At 74.6% G+C, this 16,605-nt stretch carries 17 protein-coding genes; 12 read left to right on the forward strand and 5 right to left on the reverse strand.

From position 1 onward, the window contains the following. Window positions 1-100 precede the first annotated feature (100 nt). The 4 genes from pyrE to AB1673_09400 all read left to right on the forward strand — a co-directional run bounded on the left by pyrE (window position 101) and on the right by AB1673_09400 (window position 5,023). Window positions 101-652 (forward strand): orotate phosphoribosyltransferase, encoded by a 552-nt coding sequence (pyrE, locus tag AB1673_09385; GenBank protein MEW6154183.1) that lies wholly within the window; start codon window positions 101-103, stop codon window positions 650-652. Between the two features lie 30 nt (window positions 653-682). Further along, the gene (locus tag AB1673_09390) at window positions 683-1,039 is read left to right on the forward strand and encodes a metalloregulator ArsR/SmtB family transcription factor (protein ID MEW6154184.1); all 357 of its coding nucleotides are present in this window, start codon (window positions 683-685) and stop codon (window positions 1,037-1,039) included. 180 nt (window positions 1,040-1,219) lie between these two features. Further along, window positions 1,220-2,650, forward strand: a complete 1,431-nt coding sequence (locus tag AB1673_09395) for a tetratricopeptide repeat protein (protein ID MEW6154185.1) — start codon at window positions 1,220-1,222, stop codon at window positions 2,648-2,650. A 63-nt stretch (window positions 2,651-2,713) separates the two neighbouring features. Then, window positions 2,714-5,023, forward strand: coding sequence for an EAL domain-containing protein (locus AB1673_09400; protein ID MEW6154186.1), 2,310 nt, complete (start codon window positions 2,714-2,716; stop codon window positions 5,021-5,023). 19 nt (window positions 5,024-5,042) lie between these two features. Here the strand turns inward: AB1673_09400 and AB1673_09405 are convergent, their stop codons facing one another. Beyond that, window positions 5,043-5,306 carry a NifU N-terminal domain-containing protein gene (locus AB1673_09405; protein ID MEW6154187.1) on the reverse strand — a complete coding sequence of 88 codons (264 nt, stop codon included), beginning with the start codon at window positions 5,304-5,306 and terminating at the stop codon, window positions 5,043-5,045. 51 nt (window positions 5,307-5,357) lie between these two features. On the opposite strand from AB1673_09405, the gene AB1673_09410 reads away from it, so the two are divergent. Further along, window positions 5,358-6,149 (forward strand): transglutaminase-like domain-containing protein, encoded by a 792-nt coding sequence (locus AB1673_09410; protein MEW6154188.1) that lies wholly within the window; start codon window positions 5,358-5,360, stop codon window positions 6,147-6,149. 155 nt (window positions 6,150-6,304) lie between these two features. Here AB1673_09410 and AB1673_09415 read toward each other — a convergent pair whose 3' ends face one another. Further along, complete coding sequence (locus AB1673_09415) at window positions 6,305-6,616, reverse strand: hypothetical protein (protein ID MEW6154189.1); 312 nt, start codon at window positions 6,614-6,616, stop codon at window positions 6,305-6,307. Between the two features lie 121 nt (window positions 6,617-6,737). On the opposite strand from AB1673_09415, the gene AB1673_09420 reads away from it, so the two are divergent. Then, window positions 6,738-7,412: a hypothetical protein gene (locus AB1673_09420; GenBank protein MEW6154190.1), complete on the forward strand. Its 675-nt coding sequence runs from the start codon at window positions 6,738-6,740 to the stop codon at window positions 7,410-7,412. Continuing rightward, entirely contained in the window at window positions 7,409-8,467 is a 1,059-nt protein-coding gene (locus AB1673_09425; GenBank protein ID MEW6154191.1) for an LCP family protein, read from the forward strand. Before AB1673_09420 ends, AB1673_09425 begins: the two co-directional genes overlap by 4 nt. A 23-nt stretch (window positions 8,468-8,490) precedes the next feature. Here AB1673_09425 and AB1673_09430 read toward each other — a convergent pair whose 3' ends face one another. Together AB1673_09430 and AB1673_09435 are read right to left on the reverse strand one after the other, a co-directional pair. Beyond that, on the reverse strand, window positions 8,491-9,459 hold the full coding sequence (locus AB1673_09430; GenBank protein ID MEW6154192.1) for a glycoside hydrolase family 43 protein: 969 nt from the start codon (window positions 9,457-9,459) through the stop codon (window positions 8,491-8,493). A gap of 183 nt (window positions 9,460-9,642) precedes the next feature. Continuing rightward, window positions 9,643-10,623, reverse strand: a complete 981-nt coding sequence (locus tag AB1673_09435) for a hypothetical protein (GenBank protein ID MEW6154193.1) — start codon at window positions 10,621-10,623, stop codon at window positions 9,643-9,645. A gap of 319 nt (window positions 10,624-10,942) precedes the next feature. Here AB1673_09435 and AB1673_09440 point away from each other — a divergent pair, with 319 nt between their 5' ends. The 4 genes from AB1673_09440 to AB1673_09455 are packed head-to-tail and all read left to right on the forward strand — an operon-like array spanning window position 10,943 to window position 13,935. Further along, entirely contained in the window at window positions 10,943-11,314 is a 372-nt protein-coding gene (locus AB1673_09440) for a cupin (GenBank protein ID MEW6154194.1), read from the forward strand. 53 nt (window positions 11,315-11,367) lie between these two features. Continuing rightward, entirely contained in the window at window positions 11,368-12,213 is an 846-nt protein-coding gene (gene menB / locus AB1673_09445) for a 1,4-dihydroxy-2-naphthoyl-CoA synthase (GenBank protein MEW6154195.1), read from the forward strand. Between the two features lies 1 nt (window position 12,214). Then, complete coding sequence (locus tag AB1673_09450; GenBank protein ID MEW6154196.1) at window positions 12,215-13,087, forward strand: 1,4-dihydroxy-2-naphthoate polyprenyltransferase; 873 nt, start codon at window positions 12,215-12,217, stop codon at window positions 13,085-13,087. Beyond that, complete coding sequence (locus tag AB1673_09455; protein ID MEW6154197.1) at window positions 13,075-13,935, forward strand: enolase C-terminal domain-like protein; 861 nt, start codon at window positions 13,075-13,077, stop codon at window positions 13,933-13,935. The genes AB1673_09450 and AB1673_09455 overlap by 13 nt, the downstream gene beginning before the upstream one ends. 122 nt (window positions 13,936-14,057) lie before the next feature. Here the strand turns inward: AB1673_09455 and AB1673_09460 are convergent, their stop codons facing one another. After that, on the reverse strand, window positions 14,058-14,843 hold the full coding sequence (locus AB1673_09460; GenBank protein ID MEW6154198.1) for an alpha/beta fold hydrolase: 786 nt from the start codon (window positions 14,841-14,843) through the stop codon (window positions 14,058-14,060). Between the two features lie 35 nt (window positions 14,844-14,878). Here AB1673_09460 and menD point away from each other — a divergent pair, with 35 nt between their 5' ends. Then, window positions 14,879-16,591 (forward strand): 2-succinyl-5-enolpyruvyl-6-hydroxy-3-cyclohexene-1-carboxylic-acid synthase, encoded by a 1,713-nt coding sequence (gene menD, locus AB1673_09465; GenBank protein MEW6154199.1) that lies wholly within the window; start codon window positions 14,879-14,881, stop codon window positions 16,589-16,591. Window positions 16,592-16,605 lie beyond the last annotated feature (14 nt).

Below are 16,605 nucleotides of genomic sequence, written 5' to 3' on the forward strand. Positions count from 1 at the left end.
GTACCCAACAAGGGGGTCACCCCCAACCAGGGCCCGCACAGCCAGGGCCCGCACAGCCAGCACCGGCGGCCGGCCCCCGGCCTGTGGCACTCTTGGCGCCGTGACGCCCGAAGCCGTGGTGGCCCTGCTCCGCCAACGGGGGTACGTGCGCCGGGACGAGGCCTTCCAGCTGTCGTCTGGGGAGTGGAGCCACGACTACGTCGACGGCAAGCGGGCGCTGGCCGCCGGCGCGGACCTCCGCTTGGCGGCCGAGGCGGTCGTCGCCCTAGCCGAGCGGGAGGGGGCCGACTTCGATGCCGTCGGGGGGCTGACGATGGGGGCCGACCCCCTGTCCCACGCCGTGGCCGTCGTGTCCGGGGCCGCTTGGTTCTCGGTGCGCAAGGCGGCCAAGGGCCACGGCCGCCAGCAGCTCATCGAGGGTGCCGTGCTCGGCCCCGGCAACCGGGTGATGCTCGTCGAAGACGTGGTCAGCACCGGCGCCTCGGTGCTCCAGGCCCTCGACGCCGTGGAGGCCACCGGGGCCACCGTCGTGCTGGCCACCACCCTGCTCGACCGGGGTGAGCAGGCCGCCGCCCGGCTGGCCGGGCGGGGTGTGCACTACCGGCCGCTGGCGACCTACCACGACCTGGAAATCGCGCCGATCGGAGGCTGAACAGGGCCCGGGCTGGGTAAGGACGCCCTCATGCCCAGTGCCATCAACCGTGATGACGCAACCCGGCTGGCCGATGACCTCGCGGTACTGGCCGAGCCCCACCGGCTGCAGGTGCTTTGCGAGCTGCGGGGCGGGCCCCAGAGCGCCGGGGCGCTGGCTCGGGCCACCGGGATGGCGCCCTCGCTGGCCAGCCACCACCTCGCCGTCCTCCTCAAGGCCGGCCTCGTCTCGCGCTGGCGCGACGGGAGCTTCGTCTACTACAAGCTCGACCAGTCGCGCGCCGGAGAGATCCAGCAGTGGCTGGCTCGCGTCCTGCGGCCGCTGCCCGGGGGGCGGACGGGCCGCAACTCGTCGCACGCCCAGGCCGTCCCCAGCCGAGGCCCGTAGGGACGCCGGCGCCCCTCGGCCCCGGGACCGGCCATCTAGGAGGCTGGTGTCCATACCTCCATAGGCGGCCGACCGCCCAGCGCGGCGCGGGACAAGAGGCAAAGGTGCTGGTCAGGGACGGGTCGGCCGCTCGGCGCGAAGCGCCGATCGCGAAAGACACCAGCCACCTAGACTCGCCTGGTGCCCGAGCTCACGCCGGCCGACAGGGTCGTGGTGCTGCTGGAGTGGGGTGACGTGGCCGAGGCCGACGCAGCCATCGAAGAGGCGGGCACGTCGGTCCCGAGGTGGCAAACGGGCCTTTGGCGGGCCATGAGGGCGCTCATGGACGGGCGCTTCTCTACCGCCGAACGCACGGCCCTCGAGGCCGCGGCCGCCGCCGAGGACGAGGGGGTGCCCCACGGCGACCTGCTGGCCGCCGTGCTGTGCGCCGCCTCCCGGCGGGACCAGGGCCGGCTGGCCGAGGCCGAGGTGGTGCTGCGGACGGCTCTCGACCGCCACCCCACCGCCCCTGCGGGGGCACGGGCCCTGCTGGCCCTGGTGATCGGGGAGATGGGGCGCGACAACCTGGCCCGGCAGGAATTGGCCCGCCTGCTCCCCCGTGACACCGGCCCGGCCACCGGCCGCCTGGCGACCCTGTGCCTCCTGGCGGAACTGGCGGTGGTCGTCGGGGCTCACCCGGCCGAGCTCGACCTGCTGGCCCGCCGCCTGGCGCCACACTGGCGGGACTGCGCAGTCGAAGAGGGCGGGGCCGTGTTCTACTGCTCGGTGGCCCATGCCCTCGGTCGCCTGGCTGAGGCTCGGGGTCGCAACGACCAGGCGCTGGCCCACTGGGCCGACGCCGCCGACTGCTACCGGCGGGCGGGGGCACCACTGCTGCTGGCGCACGTCCAGCGGCAGATGGCCGCCACCCTCCGGGCCCGCGGCGGGCCCGACGACTGGCCGCTCTCGGTCCACCTGCTCGAGCAGGCGGCCCGCACCTACAGCCGGCTGGCCCTGGGTGAGGCCGCGGCGGCGGCCTACTCGGTGCTGGCCAAGTCCGACGACAGCGCCATGACGCCCACAACAGCCGTCTTCTGCCGCGACGGCGACGGTTGGCTGGTGGGCCCGAGTGACCAGCCGTCCAGGCTGGCCGACGCCCTGGGCCTGCACGACCTCGCTCGCCTGCTGGCGTCGGCTCGCTCCCCGGTCCACGTCTCGGGCCTGGTGGGGCCCCCCGGCCAGGCACCACCCGTGCTCGCCGGCCAACCGTGGTCCCCGGCCACTCAGGCCCGATGGACGAGCTCGCCGAGCCCTCCGGAGAGCCGGGCGCGCCAGGAGTACACCGCCCGGCTCGTCGACCTGGGGGCAGAGCTGGTCGAGGCCGAGAGGGCGGGTGACGCGGTGGCCGCCGCCCTGGCCAGGGCCGAGCGCGACCTGCTGGCTGAAGCTCTGTCCGACGGCCCGACCGACCCCCTCGACGTGGCCGCCCGGGCGGTCGCGGCCCGGGCGCGGCTGGCCATCGACAGGATCGAGGCCGCCCAGCCGGAGATCGGGCACCACCTGCGGTGCTCGGTACGCACGGGCACTTTCTGCTCGTACGAACCCGACCGCCCCGTCCAATGGCAGTTGTGACCGCAGCCTCGCCGGCCCGTCGCCCGGTCGGCGCAAGTTGGACGGTTGAGGCAAGCTGGGCCGATGGACCGGCCCTTCTCCGTGGCGGTTGACCAGCCGGTCGACGAACAGTTGGCCCACCTGCGACTGCTCGGGCGGGCGGCGGCCGCGGCCAACGACCTGCCGAGCCTCGAACAGGCTGCCCATCTCGTGCTCGAGGACGTGTGCCAGCACACCGGCTGGCCGGCCGGGCGCCTGTGGACCAGGTCGCGGCCCCTCCCGGCCGGGCCGGACAGCCCGGCTCTGGTGTGCACCTCGGTGACCTACCCGGACCACGCCTCCCGTGGGCCGGTCCGGCCGGGCGCAGTGGCGGTCCCACCGGTGACGGGCGCAGTGGCCGAGGCGGCTTCCTCCCGCCGGGTGGTCTGGGGAGCAAAGGCCGAGAGTTGGGGCCCTTCGACAGGCCAGCCGGACGCCGACGCCGGGCTGGCGTTCGCCTTCCCGGTCCCGGCCGGCGACGAGGTGGTTGCCGTCTTGGAGTTCTACGGCCACCAGCCCGGGGGTGCCGAGGAGGGGCTCACCGAGCTCATGGGGACGGTATGCCACCACCTGGGCCGCCTGGTCGAGCGCTTGGACGTGGAGGCCCAGTTGCGGCACTCAGAGCGGTGGCACCGGTTGGTCATGGGGTCGGCCCTTGACGCCATCATCACCTCCGACGCCCAGGGCGTAATCGTGGCGTTCAACGCCGGCGCGGAGCGGGCCTTCGGCTACACCGAGGCCGAGGCCGTGGGCCAGCCCCTCTCCTGCCTGATGCCGTCGCGCTTTCGTGAAGCCCATGCCGTCGGCCTGGCCAGAGCCAGCCGTGGGGCCAACGGCGACGGTGTCCTGGTGGGCCGGACCACGGAGCTGACCGCACTGCACCGTGACGGCGAGGAGTTCCAGATCGAGCTGGCCCTGTCGGAGTGGACGGTCGACGGCGAGCTCTTCTACACGGGCGTCGTGCGCGACATCACCGAGCGGCGCCAGGCCGAGGAGGACCGCTCCCGCTTCGACCACCAGCTCGCCAGCCGGTCGCTGCACGACGCGCTCACGTCTCTCCCCAACCGGGCCCTGCTCCTGGACAGGCTCGAACAGGCCCTGGCCCGAGCGGCCCGCGAAGGCACCGAGCTCGCCCTGCTGTCGGTCAACCTCGACCGGTTCAAGGCGGTGAACGACTCCTACGGGCACCACATCGGCGACGAGCTGCTGGTGACAGCAGCCAGGAGGCTGGAGGCGGCCGTGGCCGCGGGGACCACGATCGCTCGCATCGGGGGGGACGAGTTCGCTCTCCTGGTCGACCCCGGGGGGCCGGAGGAGGCCCGCCTCACGGCTGAGCAGGTGTCGGCGGCCATAGCCGAGCCTTTCGTGGTGGACGCCATGGAGCTGTTGGTGACCGCTTCGGTGGGTATGACGTCGGTCACCCCCGGCCAGGGCCGACCGTCCGCCGACCAGTTCCTACGCGACGCCGAGATCGCCCGGGAGCACTCGCGGCGGCGCGGTCCCGGGCTGACGGCCGTGTACGACAGCAACATGCGCGCCGGTGCCCGTGCCCGGCGAACGGCCGAGCACGAGCTCCGGGTGGCATTGCAGGAGGGCCAGCTCGTCCTGCACTACCAGCCCATCGTCGAGCTGGCCTCGGGCAGCATCGTGGGCGTCGAGGCCCTGGTGCGGTGGGAGCACCCCGAGCGCGGCCTGCTGCCCCCGCGTGACTTCGTCGGCCTGGCCGAGGAGACAGGGCTCATCGTCCCGCTGGGTCGCTGGGTCCTCGACGAGGCCTGCCGCCAGGGCGCGGCCTGGCAGCGCAACCCCACCTGCTCGGGCGGCCTGCGGGTGAGCGTGAACGTGTCCGCCCGCCAGTTCCAGCAACCGCAGTGGGTTGACGAGGTGGCGGCCTCATTGCTGGCATCAGGCTTCAACCCGGCGCTGCTCGTACTGGAGATCACCGAGAGCATCCTCATGGAGGACACCGAGACGACCAGCCACCGCCTCGTCGAGCTGCGCGAACTGGGGTCCCGGGTCGCCATCGACGACTTCGGCACGGGTTACTCGTCGTTGGGGTACCTGCGGCGCTTCCCGGTGGACATCCTCAAGGTCGACAAGTCGTTCATCGATGGGGTCGCCGAGGGCCCCCACGAGTCTGCCCTGGCCCGGGCGGTCATCAAGCTGGCCGCCACCCTCCACCTCGACGCCGTGGCCGAGGGCGTGACCACCCGCCGCCAGGTGGCCACCCTGCGCCGCCTACGGTGCCGCTTCGCCCAGGGTTACCACTTCGCCCGGCCCCAGCCGGTGGCCGACCTCGACGCCCTCCTGGCCCATCAGGCCGTCGACTTGGAGCTGAGCGACGCCACCGGCTGAGGCTCGCGCCCGTGGGCCCCTACAGGTGCTCGGCGGCGGCCGCCTGCACGCCCTCGATGATCGGCACCCAGTCGGCCCCCGGCCGGCGGGTCACCGTCACGAAGTCACCGTTGGCCACCCCGAACACCTGGACCACGCCGTCGAGGGCGAACACGGCCGCCGCGAACGGGTTGGAGGCCGCGTCCTCGGCGCTGCGCAGGTTCAGGGCCGAGCCCAGGCGGGTGTCGAGGGTGAACTTCTTGGCGTTGGGGTTGGGCGTATCGGACGGGGAAGCAGTGGCCATGAGAGGGGATCGTAGCGAGAGTGCCCGGGCGCCTGAGTACCCTCTGGGCCGATGGAGGGCAGCGGCGCCCGGTTCGCCGAACTGGTGCAGGGGCCGGAGAGCTCGGTTCCCCTCGACCGCGCCGCGCTGCTCATCGCCGACCACGCCTACCCGGGCGGGCTCGACGTCGAGGCCGAGCTGGCCCGAATAGACGAACTGGCCGGCGGCTGCCCGGAGCCGACCTTCGAGAGCTGGCGGCACCACATGTTCGACGTGCTCGGCTTTCGGGGCAGCGTGTCGGACTACTACGACCCGGCCAACTCGTTCCTCAACGAAGTCGTCACCCGGCGCCAGGGCCTTCCCATAACGCTGTCGGTCCTCGGGATGGAGGTGGGGCGGCGGCTGGGCGTGCCCCTGTTGGCCGTGGGCATGCCCGGCCACTTCCTGCTGCAGCACGCCGGACCCGGGCCCCGCCGGTGGGTCGACCCCTTCGCGGGCGGCCGGGTGCTCGACCGGGCGGGGTGCGAGGAGCGCTTCCGGGTGGTCAACGGCGCGAACACGCCGTTCCTCGAGGCCTACCTCGACCCCGTCGGGCCCCACGCGGTGCTGGGCCGCATGCTGGCCAACCTCAAGTCGATCTACACGGCCCGGGGCGACGTCGAGTCGCTGGCCTGGGTCGTCTCGTTACGCCTGGCCCTGCCCGGGACACCCCTGGCCGAACGGCGCGACCTGGCCCGGGTGCTGGGTTCGAAGGGCCAGTTCCGCGACGCCGCCGAGATACTCGAGGAGCTGGCTGGGGCCGTCCCCGACGACGCCCCCTCGTTGCGCCAGGAGTCCACCGCCTTGCGCGCCCGTATGAACTGAAGCCGCCTAACAGGCTGGTGCCTAAACCCTCCTCAGGTCAGGAGGCCGACCGCCCCGTTCGCGGCTCGGCTAGAAGGCCAGGGTGCTGGTCAGAGGTAGGTCGGCCGCCTCGGCGCGCCGCGCCGCACCGCGATCGACACCCGCGCCCTAGGACCTCAGGCGGCGTCGGAGCGGCTGTGGGCCGCGGGGTGGGCGGCCAGGCTGCGCGCCCGCTCGGCCCGGACCCACAGGGCGCCGGGGCCCTCGGGCACGGCCACGAGGACGTGGGGGGTGGCCCGGGGCCGGCGGTTGCTGCGAACGCTGAGAAAGGTGATGACCCCGGCGGCCCCGAAGGCCCCCGAAGTCTCGGGCGCACTCAGGCCCGACCCGGTGGCCACGGCCACACCCAGAGCGGCCGAGGTGCCGACGGCCAGGCCGACGGCCACCTTGTTGGTGTTGGAGAGGGTGCGGGCGATGCCAGTGCTCATAGGAACATTGTCGGCACGAACGGTCCCGGGGTAAACGGTGCTGGCTGGCCTTTTCATCAGTGGTGCTAACCCCACCAGGGTGCCGGATATGCCAGGCCAGGACCGGGCCTACGCTGGCCCGGTGGAGCGGTCGTGGTCCCCGGGGCTGGCGGCACCGGCCGACGGCCGCCCTCCGGCGGCCCCGGCCCTGGGCCTGGTACCAGCCGTGGTGCTCACCCTGGCCCTGGCCCTGGGAGGCTGCTCGGGCCCGGGACGGCCGGGGCCGGCCACCACCACCAGCGCCGCGCCTGCGCCCGCGCCCGCGCCGGTGTCGTTCACCATCGGGACGCTCGACGTGCAGGCGGTAAGGGCCGAGGCCCGGCTCCCCGACGACGTGCGGGCGGGTTTGAAGGCCACGTTGGACCTCTACCTCGACCGGGCCGTCCTCGGGCCGCTGCGATCGGGCCGGGGGGCCGGGGACCTCTCGGCCGTCTTCACCCTCGAGGCCCTGGAGCACCTGGCCGGCCCCGACCGGGAGGTCCTGGTGGACGAGGGGCTCGGGCCGGCCACCGGGGCCGAGGCTCGCGCCGCCACGGCCGACCTGACGGTGCTGATGGGGGCCGACGGCGCGGCGGCGGTGGTCGCGTCCGTTCACCTCAGGGTGGTGGGCACCACCGTCGGAGCCCCGCTGAGCGTCGAACGGGCCGGCGAGCTATTGCTGGTGGACGGCGAGGGCGGGTGGAAGGTGGGCGGGTACGACGTGACGGCCACTCGTGAGGTGGGCGGCGCGGTGACCACCACCACGGCCCGCCGGTGACGAGCCACGACCAGCGCCGGGGCCAGACGGGCAGCCGGGACCAGACGGGCAGACGCTACGCCTGGGGCCTCCGCGCCACCGGGGCCTCCCGGGGACCCGGGGCCTTCGGGGCCTCCGGGGCCACCGGGGCCGGGGGGAGGCGGCGGGCGGGCCTCTTGCGGGTCGTGTGCGCCCTGGCCTTGGCCGTCGTGGGCGGGGCCGCGGTCCTGGCGTCGGCCGCGTTAGGCGGCCCGGGGCCCCGCCTCGGGCCGCTCACCTTCCAGCTCCACCGGGTGGACGGGGCGCGTTTCGTGCCCACCGGGGAGGAGCCGGTGTTCGTCCTGGTCGTGGGCCACGACGCCCGGCCCGGCAACGAGTCACCCCGGGGCGACGCCCTGCACCTGATCGGGGTGAACCCCGGTACCGGTCAGGCCACCGTGCTCAACATCCCGCGCGACACCTACGTGACCACGTCCGGCCTGGGCAGCGACAAGATCAACGCGGCCTACGCCGTGGGTGGGCCCCAAGCCCAGGCCCGGGCCGTGAGCGAGCTGGTGGGCGTCGAGGTCCCGTTCGTCGTCAGCACCGGGTTCGACGGGTTCCAGACGATGGTCGACGAGCTCGGCGGGGTGAGCGTCGACATCCCCGTGGCCATGGCCGACGCCAACTCGGGGGCGTTCTTCGATGCCGGCCCCGCCCACCTCACGGGCGGGGAGGCCCTGGCCCTGGCCCGCAACCGGGCCTTCGCCGACGGGGACTTCACCCGGACCCGCCATCAAGGCCTGATCATCGTGTCCGCCCTGGCCCAGCTGCGTGACCGCCAACCCGGCCTGGCCGAGATGCTGCGGTGGACGGCCACCCTGCTGCGCCACGGGGAGCTCGGCGGTGGGGGCCTGGCCGACGCCTACCGCCTGGGCCGCCTGGCCCTGTCGATCGACCCCGCCAGCGTCCGTACCGTCACCGTGCCGGGCGTGATCGCCAACCTGCCGGTGGCCGGGTCGGTGGTTCTGGTGGGGGCAGAGGCCGAGGCCCTGTTCGCCGACTTCCGCGACGACGCCGTGCTCCAGGACCACTGATCGTGGCCGGCCGGCGGTGGCTCTCAACCGGAGACGACGGGCCGGCCCTGGGCGTCGAAGTCGACACAGGCGACGTGAAGGCGTCGGGCTCCCCCCTGGGCGTAGCCCACCCGATCGGGCGACCACCCGTGGAAGGCCATGCGCAGCCGGCCCTGGCCGTCGGTGAACAGCTCCTGGCCCCCGGGCCCGGCGGCCCCGTCGCCGCCCGCGAACCACGGCCCGGCAGTCGTGACCTTGGTGAACGGCCCGGTGGGGCCGGGGCCCACGGCGTAGCCCACGCCGTAGCGGGCCGACTCCCACCAGTTGGCCGAGTAGAAGAGGTAGCAGCGACCGTCGTGGCGCACCATGGCGGGGGCCTCGATCAGCGGACGTTCCCAGCGCTGGTCGTGGCGGAGCAGTTCCGCGGGCTCGCCCGTGAAGGCCAGGCCGTCGGGGGCCAGGGGCCGTGCCCACAGCCGGGACGGCCGGCCCAGGGCGTTGTCGTCGCTCTTCCACAGCAACCAGGCTGTGCCGTCGTCGTCCACGAACGGGCTGGGGTCGATCGACCCACCCAGCAGGCGCTGGAACACCAGGGGCTCGGCGCGGTCGTCGCGGAACGGCCCCGCCGGCCCCGGACCGGCGGCCGCCGAGATGCACTGGCGCCCCGACCGGGGCTCGCGAACCGTGTAGTACAGGACGTGGTGGCCCGCCCGCGGGAGCACCGCCGGCGCCCACGTGAACCCGGCTTGGGCCCAGGCCGGCAGGCGGGGCAGGACGTCGCCCACCGGCTCCCAGTGAGCCAGGTCGCCCGAGACCATGGCCGGCACGTTCTCGCCACCCCCGTTGGTGGCGTAGGCCGTGTAGCCCCCGGCGGTGGCCAGCACGAACGGGTCGGGGAAATCGCGTAGGTGCACAGCCCCGCCCTGGGCCCGGAACGGCTCGGGTGCGGCCCCGGGCTCCTCCGGGGGCCCGCCCAGGGCCCGCCGCCACCGTGCCCATGCGCCGGTGACCACTACCTCGGTCCCGGGCCCCGGCCCAGCACGGGCATCACGGGAGGCCCGGGTCCTGCTCGCCAGCCACCTCGTCGATCCTAGAGGCCGCTGCGCTGGGCAGGATCTAGACACCACCCTCCTAGCCAGCGGGGCGGCGTCGACTCTGCGAAGGGCGGATGACGGCGTACTGGCGGCCGGCCCTGTTCAGCGGCCGTACGGCGGCTGCCAGTTCCGGGCGATGCGCAGCCCGGTCGTCTGGTCGCGCAGCGACGCCGCCAGCAGGGGCCACCGGGCCAGCCCGGCCGCGGCTGTCCGAGCCGTGAACGCGCTGCCCACTTCGGTCCACAGCGATGCCGGCACCGAAGGCGCGCTGACCCGGGAACCGAGAGCGGGCTCGGCCGGAGGGACGGCCCCGACCTCGAAGGGGGCGAAGCTCGCCTGCACCTCGAGCACCAGGCCCACGGCGGCCCACCCCTTCCCGGACGCCCACACTTGCCCGGCTGCTTCGCGCCCCCACGGTCGAGCCAGGTCGCCGAGGTCGATCTCGACCGCGGCGAGAAGCACCGCCTCCATCCCGTGCGGCCAAAGCTCCACCCCGCACCGGACAGGGATCACGACGCCGTTAGCTGCGGAGATTGGCGCACCGATCACCCGGCGCTCCCGGCAGTGCCCGACATCGAGGTCGTCGAGGTCGAAGCCGGAGCGGGCACCGAGCAGAGCGCGCAAGTGGCCGCGCACTGGCGCGGCCCCCGCCATGGCCGCGGCCATGGCCTCCGGTGATGGCCGCCGCCCGTCGGTGTCTGTCCCCGGTGGCGCGGGGACGATCAAGTCTGCCCCGAGGGCGAGATAGGCCGCCCCGCCCTCGGCCTCGCCCAGCGCAGCTACCGCCCCCAGCCTGAGCCGGCGCCGGCCCAGCGTGCGGGTTGGTCCGCCGGCCTCGACGGTGAGCTCCCAACGCGGGCCGAACTGGTCCTCCTCGACCGGCGGGGGGCGCACCGGGCCGGTCCGCCGTAGATCCACGATCTCGGACGCGGGACGCCGAACGACCGGCATCGGCCAGGGGGGGACCTCGTCGGCACCGGCCGGTTGGCCGGGACGAAGAACGGCCCAGGCCTGGGTGTAGCGCTCGCCGGTCGCAGCCATGCGGGCCCGCACCCGGCGCTTGAAGTCTCTGTCCTTCGGCATGGGTCGCCTCCCCGCCGCGCCGGTGCGGTCCCCGGGACCGCACGGCACGGCGCAACGACCGATGTCCGGGCCCGGGGGTGTTCCCCCCTTCGCCCAGTGCCGCCCGGGGCCGGGCCACTGGGCTCGGCGTCGGGCCGCGCCAGACGTCAGCTTCCGCCTGGGGCCACTCGAAGTCAAGGGGCTGGCGCGCGGGGCCCGCCCCGTTCGCCACTGGGCCCACTGGCGGAGAAGCTGGGTAGGTCCGCCCAGACACCAACTTCCTAGGGTGGCCGCTACGACCGGGCAGACTGCTGGCAGTTGCCGATCGACAGGAGGCCCCATGGCGGACGTGAGAGTTACCGACGCGGTCGAAGTGATGGCCGCCGGGGAGCCCCCCAAGACCATCCGAGAGTTCGTCGGCCGGGTGGCCAACGGGGCCGAGGACCTGTCCATCGCCGTGATGGGGAGCCCGCCGGGCTGGGCCGAGCCGGCCCAGAAGCCTGAGTTCGACGAGCACACGATCGTCCTCTCGGGCACGCTCGTCGTCGAGCACCCAGGCGGGACCACCGAGGTCCACGCCGGCCAGGCCATCTCGATCCGGGCCGGCGTCCGGGCCCGCTACTCGACCCCTGACGGTGCCCAGTACGTCTCGATCTGCCTGCCCGCCTTCGCCTTCCACCTCGCCCACCGGGAGGACGACAGCCCGGTGTGAGTACTACTCTCGGCCTGTCATTGGGAGTGAACGTTCTAGGAGTGGTGACGCCCGTGGACCAGATCCAGCCGGCCGCCGACTGGCAGGGGGCAGGCGACTACAGCGACGTGCGCTACGAGACGGCCACGGGCGGCGAGGCGGGCATCGCCAAGATCACGATCTGCCGGCCCGAGGTGCGCAACGCCTTCCGGCCCCTCACCGTGCGTGAACTGGTCGACGCCTTCGACCGGGCCCGGGACGACCCCGAGGTGGGGGTGGTCATCCTCACCGGTGAAGGACCGCTGGCCTTCTGCTCGGGAGGGGACCAGAAGGTGCGGGGCGACGACGGCTACGTCGACGAGAAGGGGGTCGGGCGCCTCAACGTGCTCGACCTCCAGGTGCAGATCCGCCGGCTGCCCAAGCCGGTGATCGCCATGGTGGCCGGCTACGCCATCGGCGGCGGGCACGTGCTGCACCTGGTCTGCGACCTCACGATCGCGGCTGACAACGCCCGTTTCGGCCAGACCGGGCCCCGGGTGGGCTCGTTCGACGGCGGCTACGGCGCCGGCCTGCTGGCCCGCACGGTGGGGCTCAAGAAGGCCAAGGAGATCTGGTTCCTGTGCCGCCAGTACGGGGCGGCCGAGGCCCTGGAAATGGGCCTGGTCAACGCCGTCGTCCCCCTCGAACGTCTGGAGATCGAGACCGTCGACTGGTGCCGAACGATCATGGGCCACAGCCCCCTGGCCCTGCGCCTGATCAAGGCCGGCTTTGCGGCCGACACCGACGGTCTGGCCGGGGTGCAGCAACTGGCCGGGGACGCCACCCTGCTCTATTACCTGTCCGAGGAGGCCCAGGAGGGGCGCGACGCCTACGTGGGCAAGCGGCCCCCGGACTTCGGGCGCTTCCCCCGCCGGCCGTGACGTGACCGGGGCACGGCTCTGGTTCCAGGGGGCGAGGCCCAAGACCCTGGGCGCCGCCCTCTCCCCGGTACTGGTCGGCACGGCCGTGGCCTCCCGCTACGGCGAGCTCGTGTGGTGGCGGGCGGGGACGGCCCTAGCCGTGGCCGTCGCCCTCCAGGTGGGCGTGAACTACGCAAACGACTATTCCGACGGGGTGCGGGGGGTCGACACCGCCGCCCGCCGCGGCCCGGTGCGGCTGACGGCGTCGGGCCTGGCCACGCCGGCGGCCGTCAAGCGGGCGGCGGTGACGGCCTTGGCCGTGGCGGCCGTGCTGGGCATCGTGCTGGCGGTGGCCGTCGACTGGCGGCTGCTGGTGGTCGGGGCCGCCTCGGTGGCGGCCGCTGCCCTCTACAGCGGAGGGCCCAAGCCCTATGCCTCGGCCGGCCTGGGCGAGGTGATGGTGCTGGTGTTCTTCGGGTTCGTGGCCACGTGCGGGTCGGCCTTCGTCCACCTCGGGCGTGTCCCGTGGCTGGCGGTGGCTGCGGCCGTGCCCGTCGGGCTGGCGGCCACCGCCATCCTGCTGGTGAACAACTTGCGCGACGTGCCCACCGACGAGGCCGCCGGCAAGCGGACCCTGGCCGTGCGCATCGGCGCGCCCGCCACCCGCCGCCTGTACGGCGGGGCGGTCCTGGTGGCCGCCGCCTTCCCCGCCGCGCTGGTGGGGGTCACGCCCTTGGCCCTGGTCGCCCTGGTGGTGGCGCCCGCGGCGTGGTCGCTGGCCTGCACCGTGGCCCGAGCTGACGACGCCCCTACCCTGGTCGGGGCGCTGGTGGGCACGGCCCGTTTCCAGCTCGCCCAGTCCGTCCTGCTGGCCGGGGCGCTATGGGCCGGGTAGACGTCGAGCTCCCGCTACGGGCCGGGGGCACCCGCAAGGCCACCCTCGTCGAGGGCCCGGCCGGGTGGGGCGAGTACTCCCCGCTGCCCGGCTACCCGTGCCCGCACGAGGCGGCGTGGGCCGCGGCCGAGGAGGCGGCTGAGGTGGGCTGGCCCCCGCCCGTGCGGCCCTGGATCGAGGTCAACGCCCTTCTGGGGCCTGAGGCCGGGCCCGACGACGCCCGCCGGGCGGTGGCCGAGGGGCACCTCTGCCTCAAGCTCAAGGTGGGGGGGCCGGGGTCGGTGGAGCGGGTGGCGGCCGTACGCCGGGCGGTCGGGCCCTCGATTGCCCTGCGGGTCGACGCCAACGGGGCGTGGGACGTCGAGACGGCCGTGGCCGAGATGGCCCGCCTGGGCCGGCTGGGGGTGGACCTGGTGGAACAGCCGGTGGCCTCGATCGAGGACATGGCGGCCGTGCGCCGCCGCGCCCCCGAAGGCTTGGCCGTGGCCGCCGACGAGTGCGTGCGTACCGTCGACGACGCCCGCCGGCTGGCCCGCCTGGGCGCGGCCGACGCCGTGGTGCTGAAGGTGCAACCCCTGGGCGGGGTGCGGGCCGCCCTGGCTGTGGCCGAGGCCGCCCGGGTGCCGGCCCTGGTCACGTCGATGATGGAGACCTCGGTGGGCCTGTCCGCCGGACTGGCGCTGGCCGCCGCCCTACCCGAACTGGCTTTCGCCTGCGGCCTGGGCACGGCCACGATCTTCGAGCACGACGTGGTGGACGACCCCCTCCTGCCCGTGGGCGGGCGGCTCCAAGTACGCCGGCCCATGCCCGACCCCGACCGGCTGCGCCGGTTCGCGGTGCCCGCGTGAGGAGCAGGACGGCCGCGATCCTGGCGGGCCGGCGGAGGCGGCCGCGTGAGGAGCAGGACGGCCGCTGGCGGCCTCACTGGGCCGGGTCGCGGATGCCGTGTGATGCCCCGGTCGGGGCACCCTCAGGCCGGGCGGGCGGAGGCCGGCGTGGCGGAGGCCGCGCCGGCGATGAGGGCGGCGCACTCGCGGGGCCGGTCGAGGGGGACGGCGTGACCGGCGCCCTCCACCCAGGCGGTCGTGGCCCCCGGGCCGATGGCGGCCGCCATCTTCTCGGCGATGGCCCGGAACTTGGCGTCTTTCTCACCCGCCACCAGCAGCACAGGGCCTGCCAGTTCGCCCAGGCGGTGCCACAACGGCTCCTGGCTGCCCGTGCCCAGGTCCCGCAGGGCGGCGGCCAGGCCCTCGGGCGGGTTGGCCCGCCGGGCCGCCAGTTCCTCGGGGCGGGGCGTCGTCGCCTCGAACATGGGCTGGGCCAGCCAGGCCTTGAGGAACTCGCGAGTCTCGCCCCGTTCGAGGTCCCCGGCCAGCAGGGCGTCGGAGCGGCACCGCTCCTGGCGGGCTTCGTCGTCGGCGATCCCCGGCGAGGCCCCCACCAGCACCAGCGACTCGACCAGGTGGGGGTGGTCGAGGGCGAGGCGCAGGCACAGGCGCCCGCCCATCGAATAACCCACGTAGGTTGCGGGCCCACCCCCGGCCTCGGCCACGGCCGCGGCCGCGGCCTCGAACCCGAGACGCACACCGGCCGACCCCCCGTGGCCGGGCAGCTCCACCCTGACCACCTCGAAGCACCTGGCCAGGGCCTCGGCCACCTCGTCCCAGGAGCGGTGGGTCTGGGTGAAGCCGTGGACGAGGACCACCCGGGCAGACCCGGGACCGGTGGCCGGGGGCGACACCACACGGTTGAGCACGGGGACATCCTCGCGTGACAGACGCGGGCACAGCGATGGCGAGGGCCTTCGTCGACGAATGGGCGCGGGCGGGCGTCAGCGACGCGGTCGTGGCCCCGGGGTCGAGGTCGGCTCCCGTGGCCCTGGCCCTGGCCGCGGACGGGCGGCTGCGGCTGTCGGTGGTGCTCGACGAGCGGTCGGCGTCGTTCTTCGCCCTGGGGGCAGCCAAGGCCTCGGGCCGGCCCGTGGTGGTGCTGTGCACGTCGGGCACGGCGGCCGCCAACTTCCACCCCGCGGTCGTCGAGGCGTGGCACGCCCGGGTGCCGCTGATCGTGTGTACCGCCGACCGCCCACCCGAGCTGCGGGACACGGGCGCGGGGCAGGCCATCGACCAGTTGAAGCTCTACGGCGACGCCGTGCGCTGGTTCGCCGAGGTCGGGGCCCCCGAGGATCTCGCCGGCGCGCCCCGCTACTGGCGGTCGGTGGCTGCCAGGGCGTCGGCCGAGGCGCTCGGCCCACCGGCCGGGCCCGTCCACCTCAACCTCGCCTTCCGTGAACCGCTGGTGCCCGGCGAAGCCGACCTCGTTCCCGCTCCGGGACGGCCCGGCGACCAGCCGTGGGTCGCGTCCCGGCCCAACCCGGCTCAGCCCCACCCGGCCGACGTGGCCGCCGTAGCCCGGGCCGTGGACGCGGCCGAGCGGGGCGTGATCGTGTGCGGGTGGGGTGCGGGGGCCTCGCCCGCAGTGGTGGAACGGTTCGCCCGGGCCTCGGGCTGGCCGGTGATGGCCGACGCCGTCTCCGGGCTGCGCACCGGGCCCCACTCGGTGTCGACCTACGACCCCCTCCTGCGCTCGCCGGTGGTGGCCGAGGCCATGAAGCCCGACCTGGCCGTCCACATCGGCGCCCCCCTGACCAACCGGGCGGCGACCGCCTGGCTGGGCCCGTCGGTGCCCCACGTGCTGGTCGACCCCGGCGGTGCGTGGCTCGACCCGCACCGGGCCGCCAGCCGGCGGGTGGTGGCCAGCCCCGACGCCCTGCTCTCGGCCGTGGCCGAACGGGTCTGCTGGCGGGGGGCGGACAACTGGTGGTTGGCCCGGTGGGCCGCCCTGGAGGCCGCCGCCCGGGACGCCGTCGACAGCCTGTTGAACTCGTGGGACGAGCCCTTCGAGGGACGGGTGGTGCGCGACCTGGCCGCCGCCTTGCCCGGGGGTTCGACGGTGGTCGTGGGTTCGAGCATGCCCGTGCGCGACGCCGAGTCGTTCGTGGCCCCCCGGGCCGGCCTGCGCTGGCTGGCCAACCGGGGGGCCAACGGGATCGACGGCTTCGTGTCCACGGTGCTCGGGGTAAGCCGGGTGGCGGCACCGGCCTCGCCCGTGGTCGGGGTGCTCGGCGACCTGACGTTCCTCCACGACGCCGGTGGGCTCCTGCGGGCCGCAGAACGTACCGACCAGGCCGTGCTCGTCGTGCTCGACAACGACGGCGGCGGCATCTTCTCGTTCCTCCCCCAGGCGGCCCAGCCCGCCTTCGAGGAACTGTTCGGCACACCGCACGGCCTCGACCTGGCCGCCGTGGCCGCCTCCTACGGGGTACCCGCCCGCCGCGCCACCCGGGCCGCCGACGTCGTGCCCGCCGTCCTGGCCGCCGTGGCCGACGGCGGCGTGCAGGTCGTCATCGTCCCCACCGGCGACCGCTCCACCAACGTCGCCCGCCACCACAAAGCCTGGTCCGCCGTAGCCCAGGCCACCGCCACGACGCCGACGATTGAGTAAAAATGAACCTCTCC

It is taken from the genome of Actinomycetota bacterium, assembly GCA_040754375.1.
Taxonomy (GTDB): Bacteria; Actinomycetota; Acidimicrobiia; order Acidimicrobiales; family AC-14; genus JBFMCT01.

Bases quoted from the DNA above. Each gene is read 5' to 3' on its own strand.
- AB1673_09390 (MEW6154184.1), top strand. From the start codon at position 683: ATGCCCAGTGCCATCAACCGTGATGACGCAACCCGGCTGGCCGATGAC.
- AB1673_09400 (MEW6154186.1), top strand. From the start codon at position 2,714: ATGGACCGGCCCTTCTCCGTGGCGGTTGACCAGCCGGTCGACGAACAG.
- AB1673_09405 (MEW6154187.1), bottom strand. From the start codon at position 5,306: ATGGCCACTGCTTCCCCGTCCGATACGCCCAACCCCAACGCCAAGAAG.
- AB1673_09410 (MEW6154188.1), top strand. From the start codon at position 5,358: ATGGAGGGCAGCGGCGCCCGGTTCGCCGAACTGGTGCAGGGGCCGGAG.
- AB1673_09415 (MEW6154189.1), bottom strand. From the start codon at position 6,616: ATGAGCACTGGCATCGCCCGCACCCTCTCCAACACCAACAAGGTGGCC.
- AB1673_09435 (MEW6154193.1), bottom strand. From the start codon at position 10,623: ATGCCGAAGGACAGAGACTTCAAGCGCCGGGTGCGGGCCCGCATGGCT.
- AB1673_09440 (MEW6154194.1), top strand. From the start codon at position 10,943: ATGGCGGACGTGAGAGTTACCGACGCGGTCGAAGTGATGGCCGCCGGG.
- AB1673_09455 (MEW6154197.1), top strand. From the start codon at position 13,075: ATGGGCCGGGTAGACGTCGAGCTCCCGCTACGGGCCGGGGGCACCCGC.
- menD (MEW6154199.1), top strand. From the start codon at position 14,879: ATGGCGAGGGCCTTCGTCGACGAATGGGCGCGGGCGGGCGTCAGCGAC.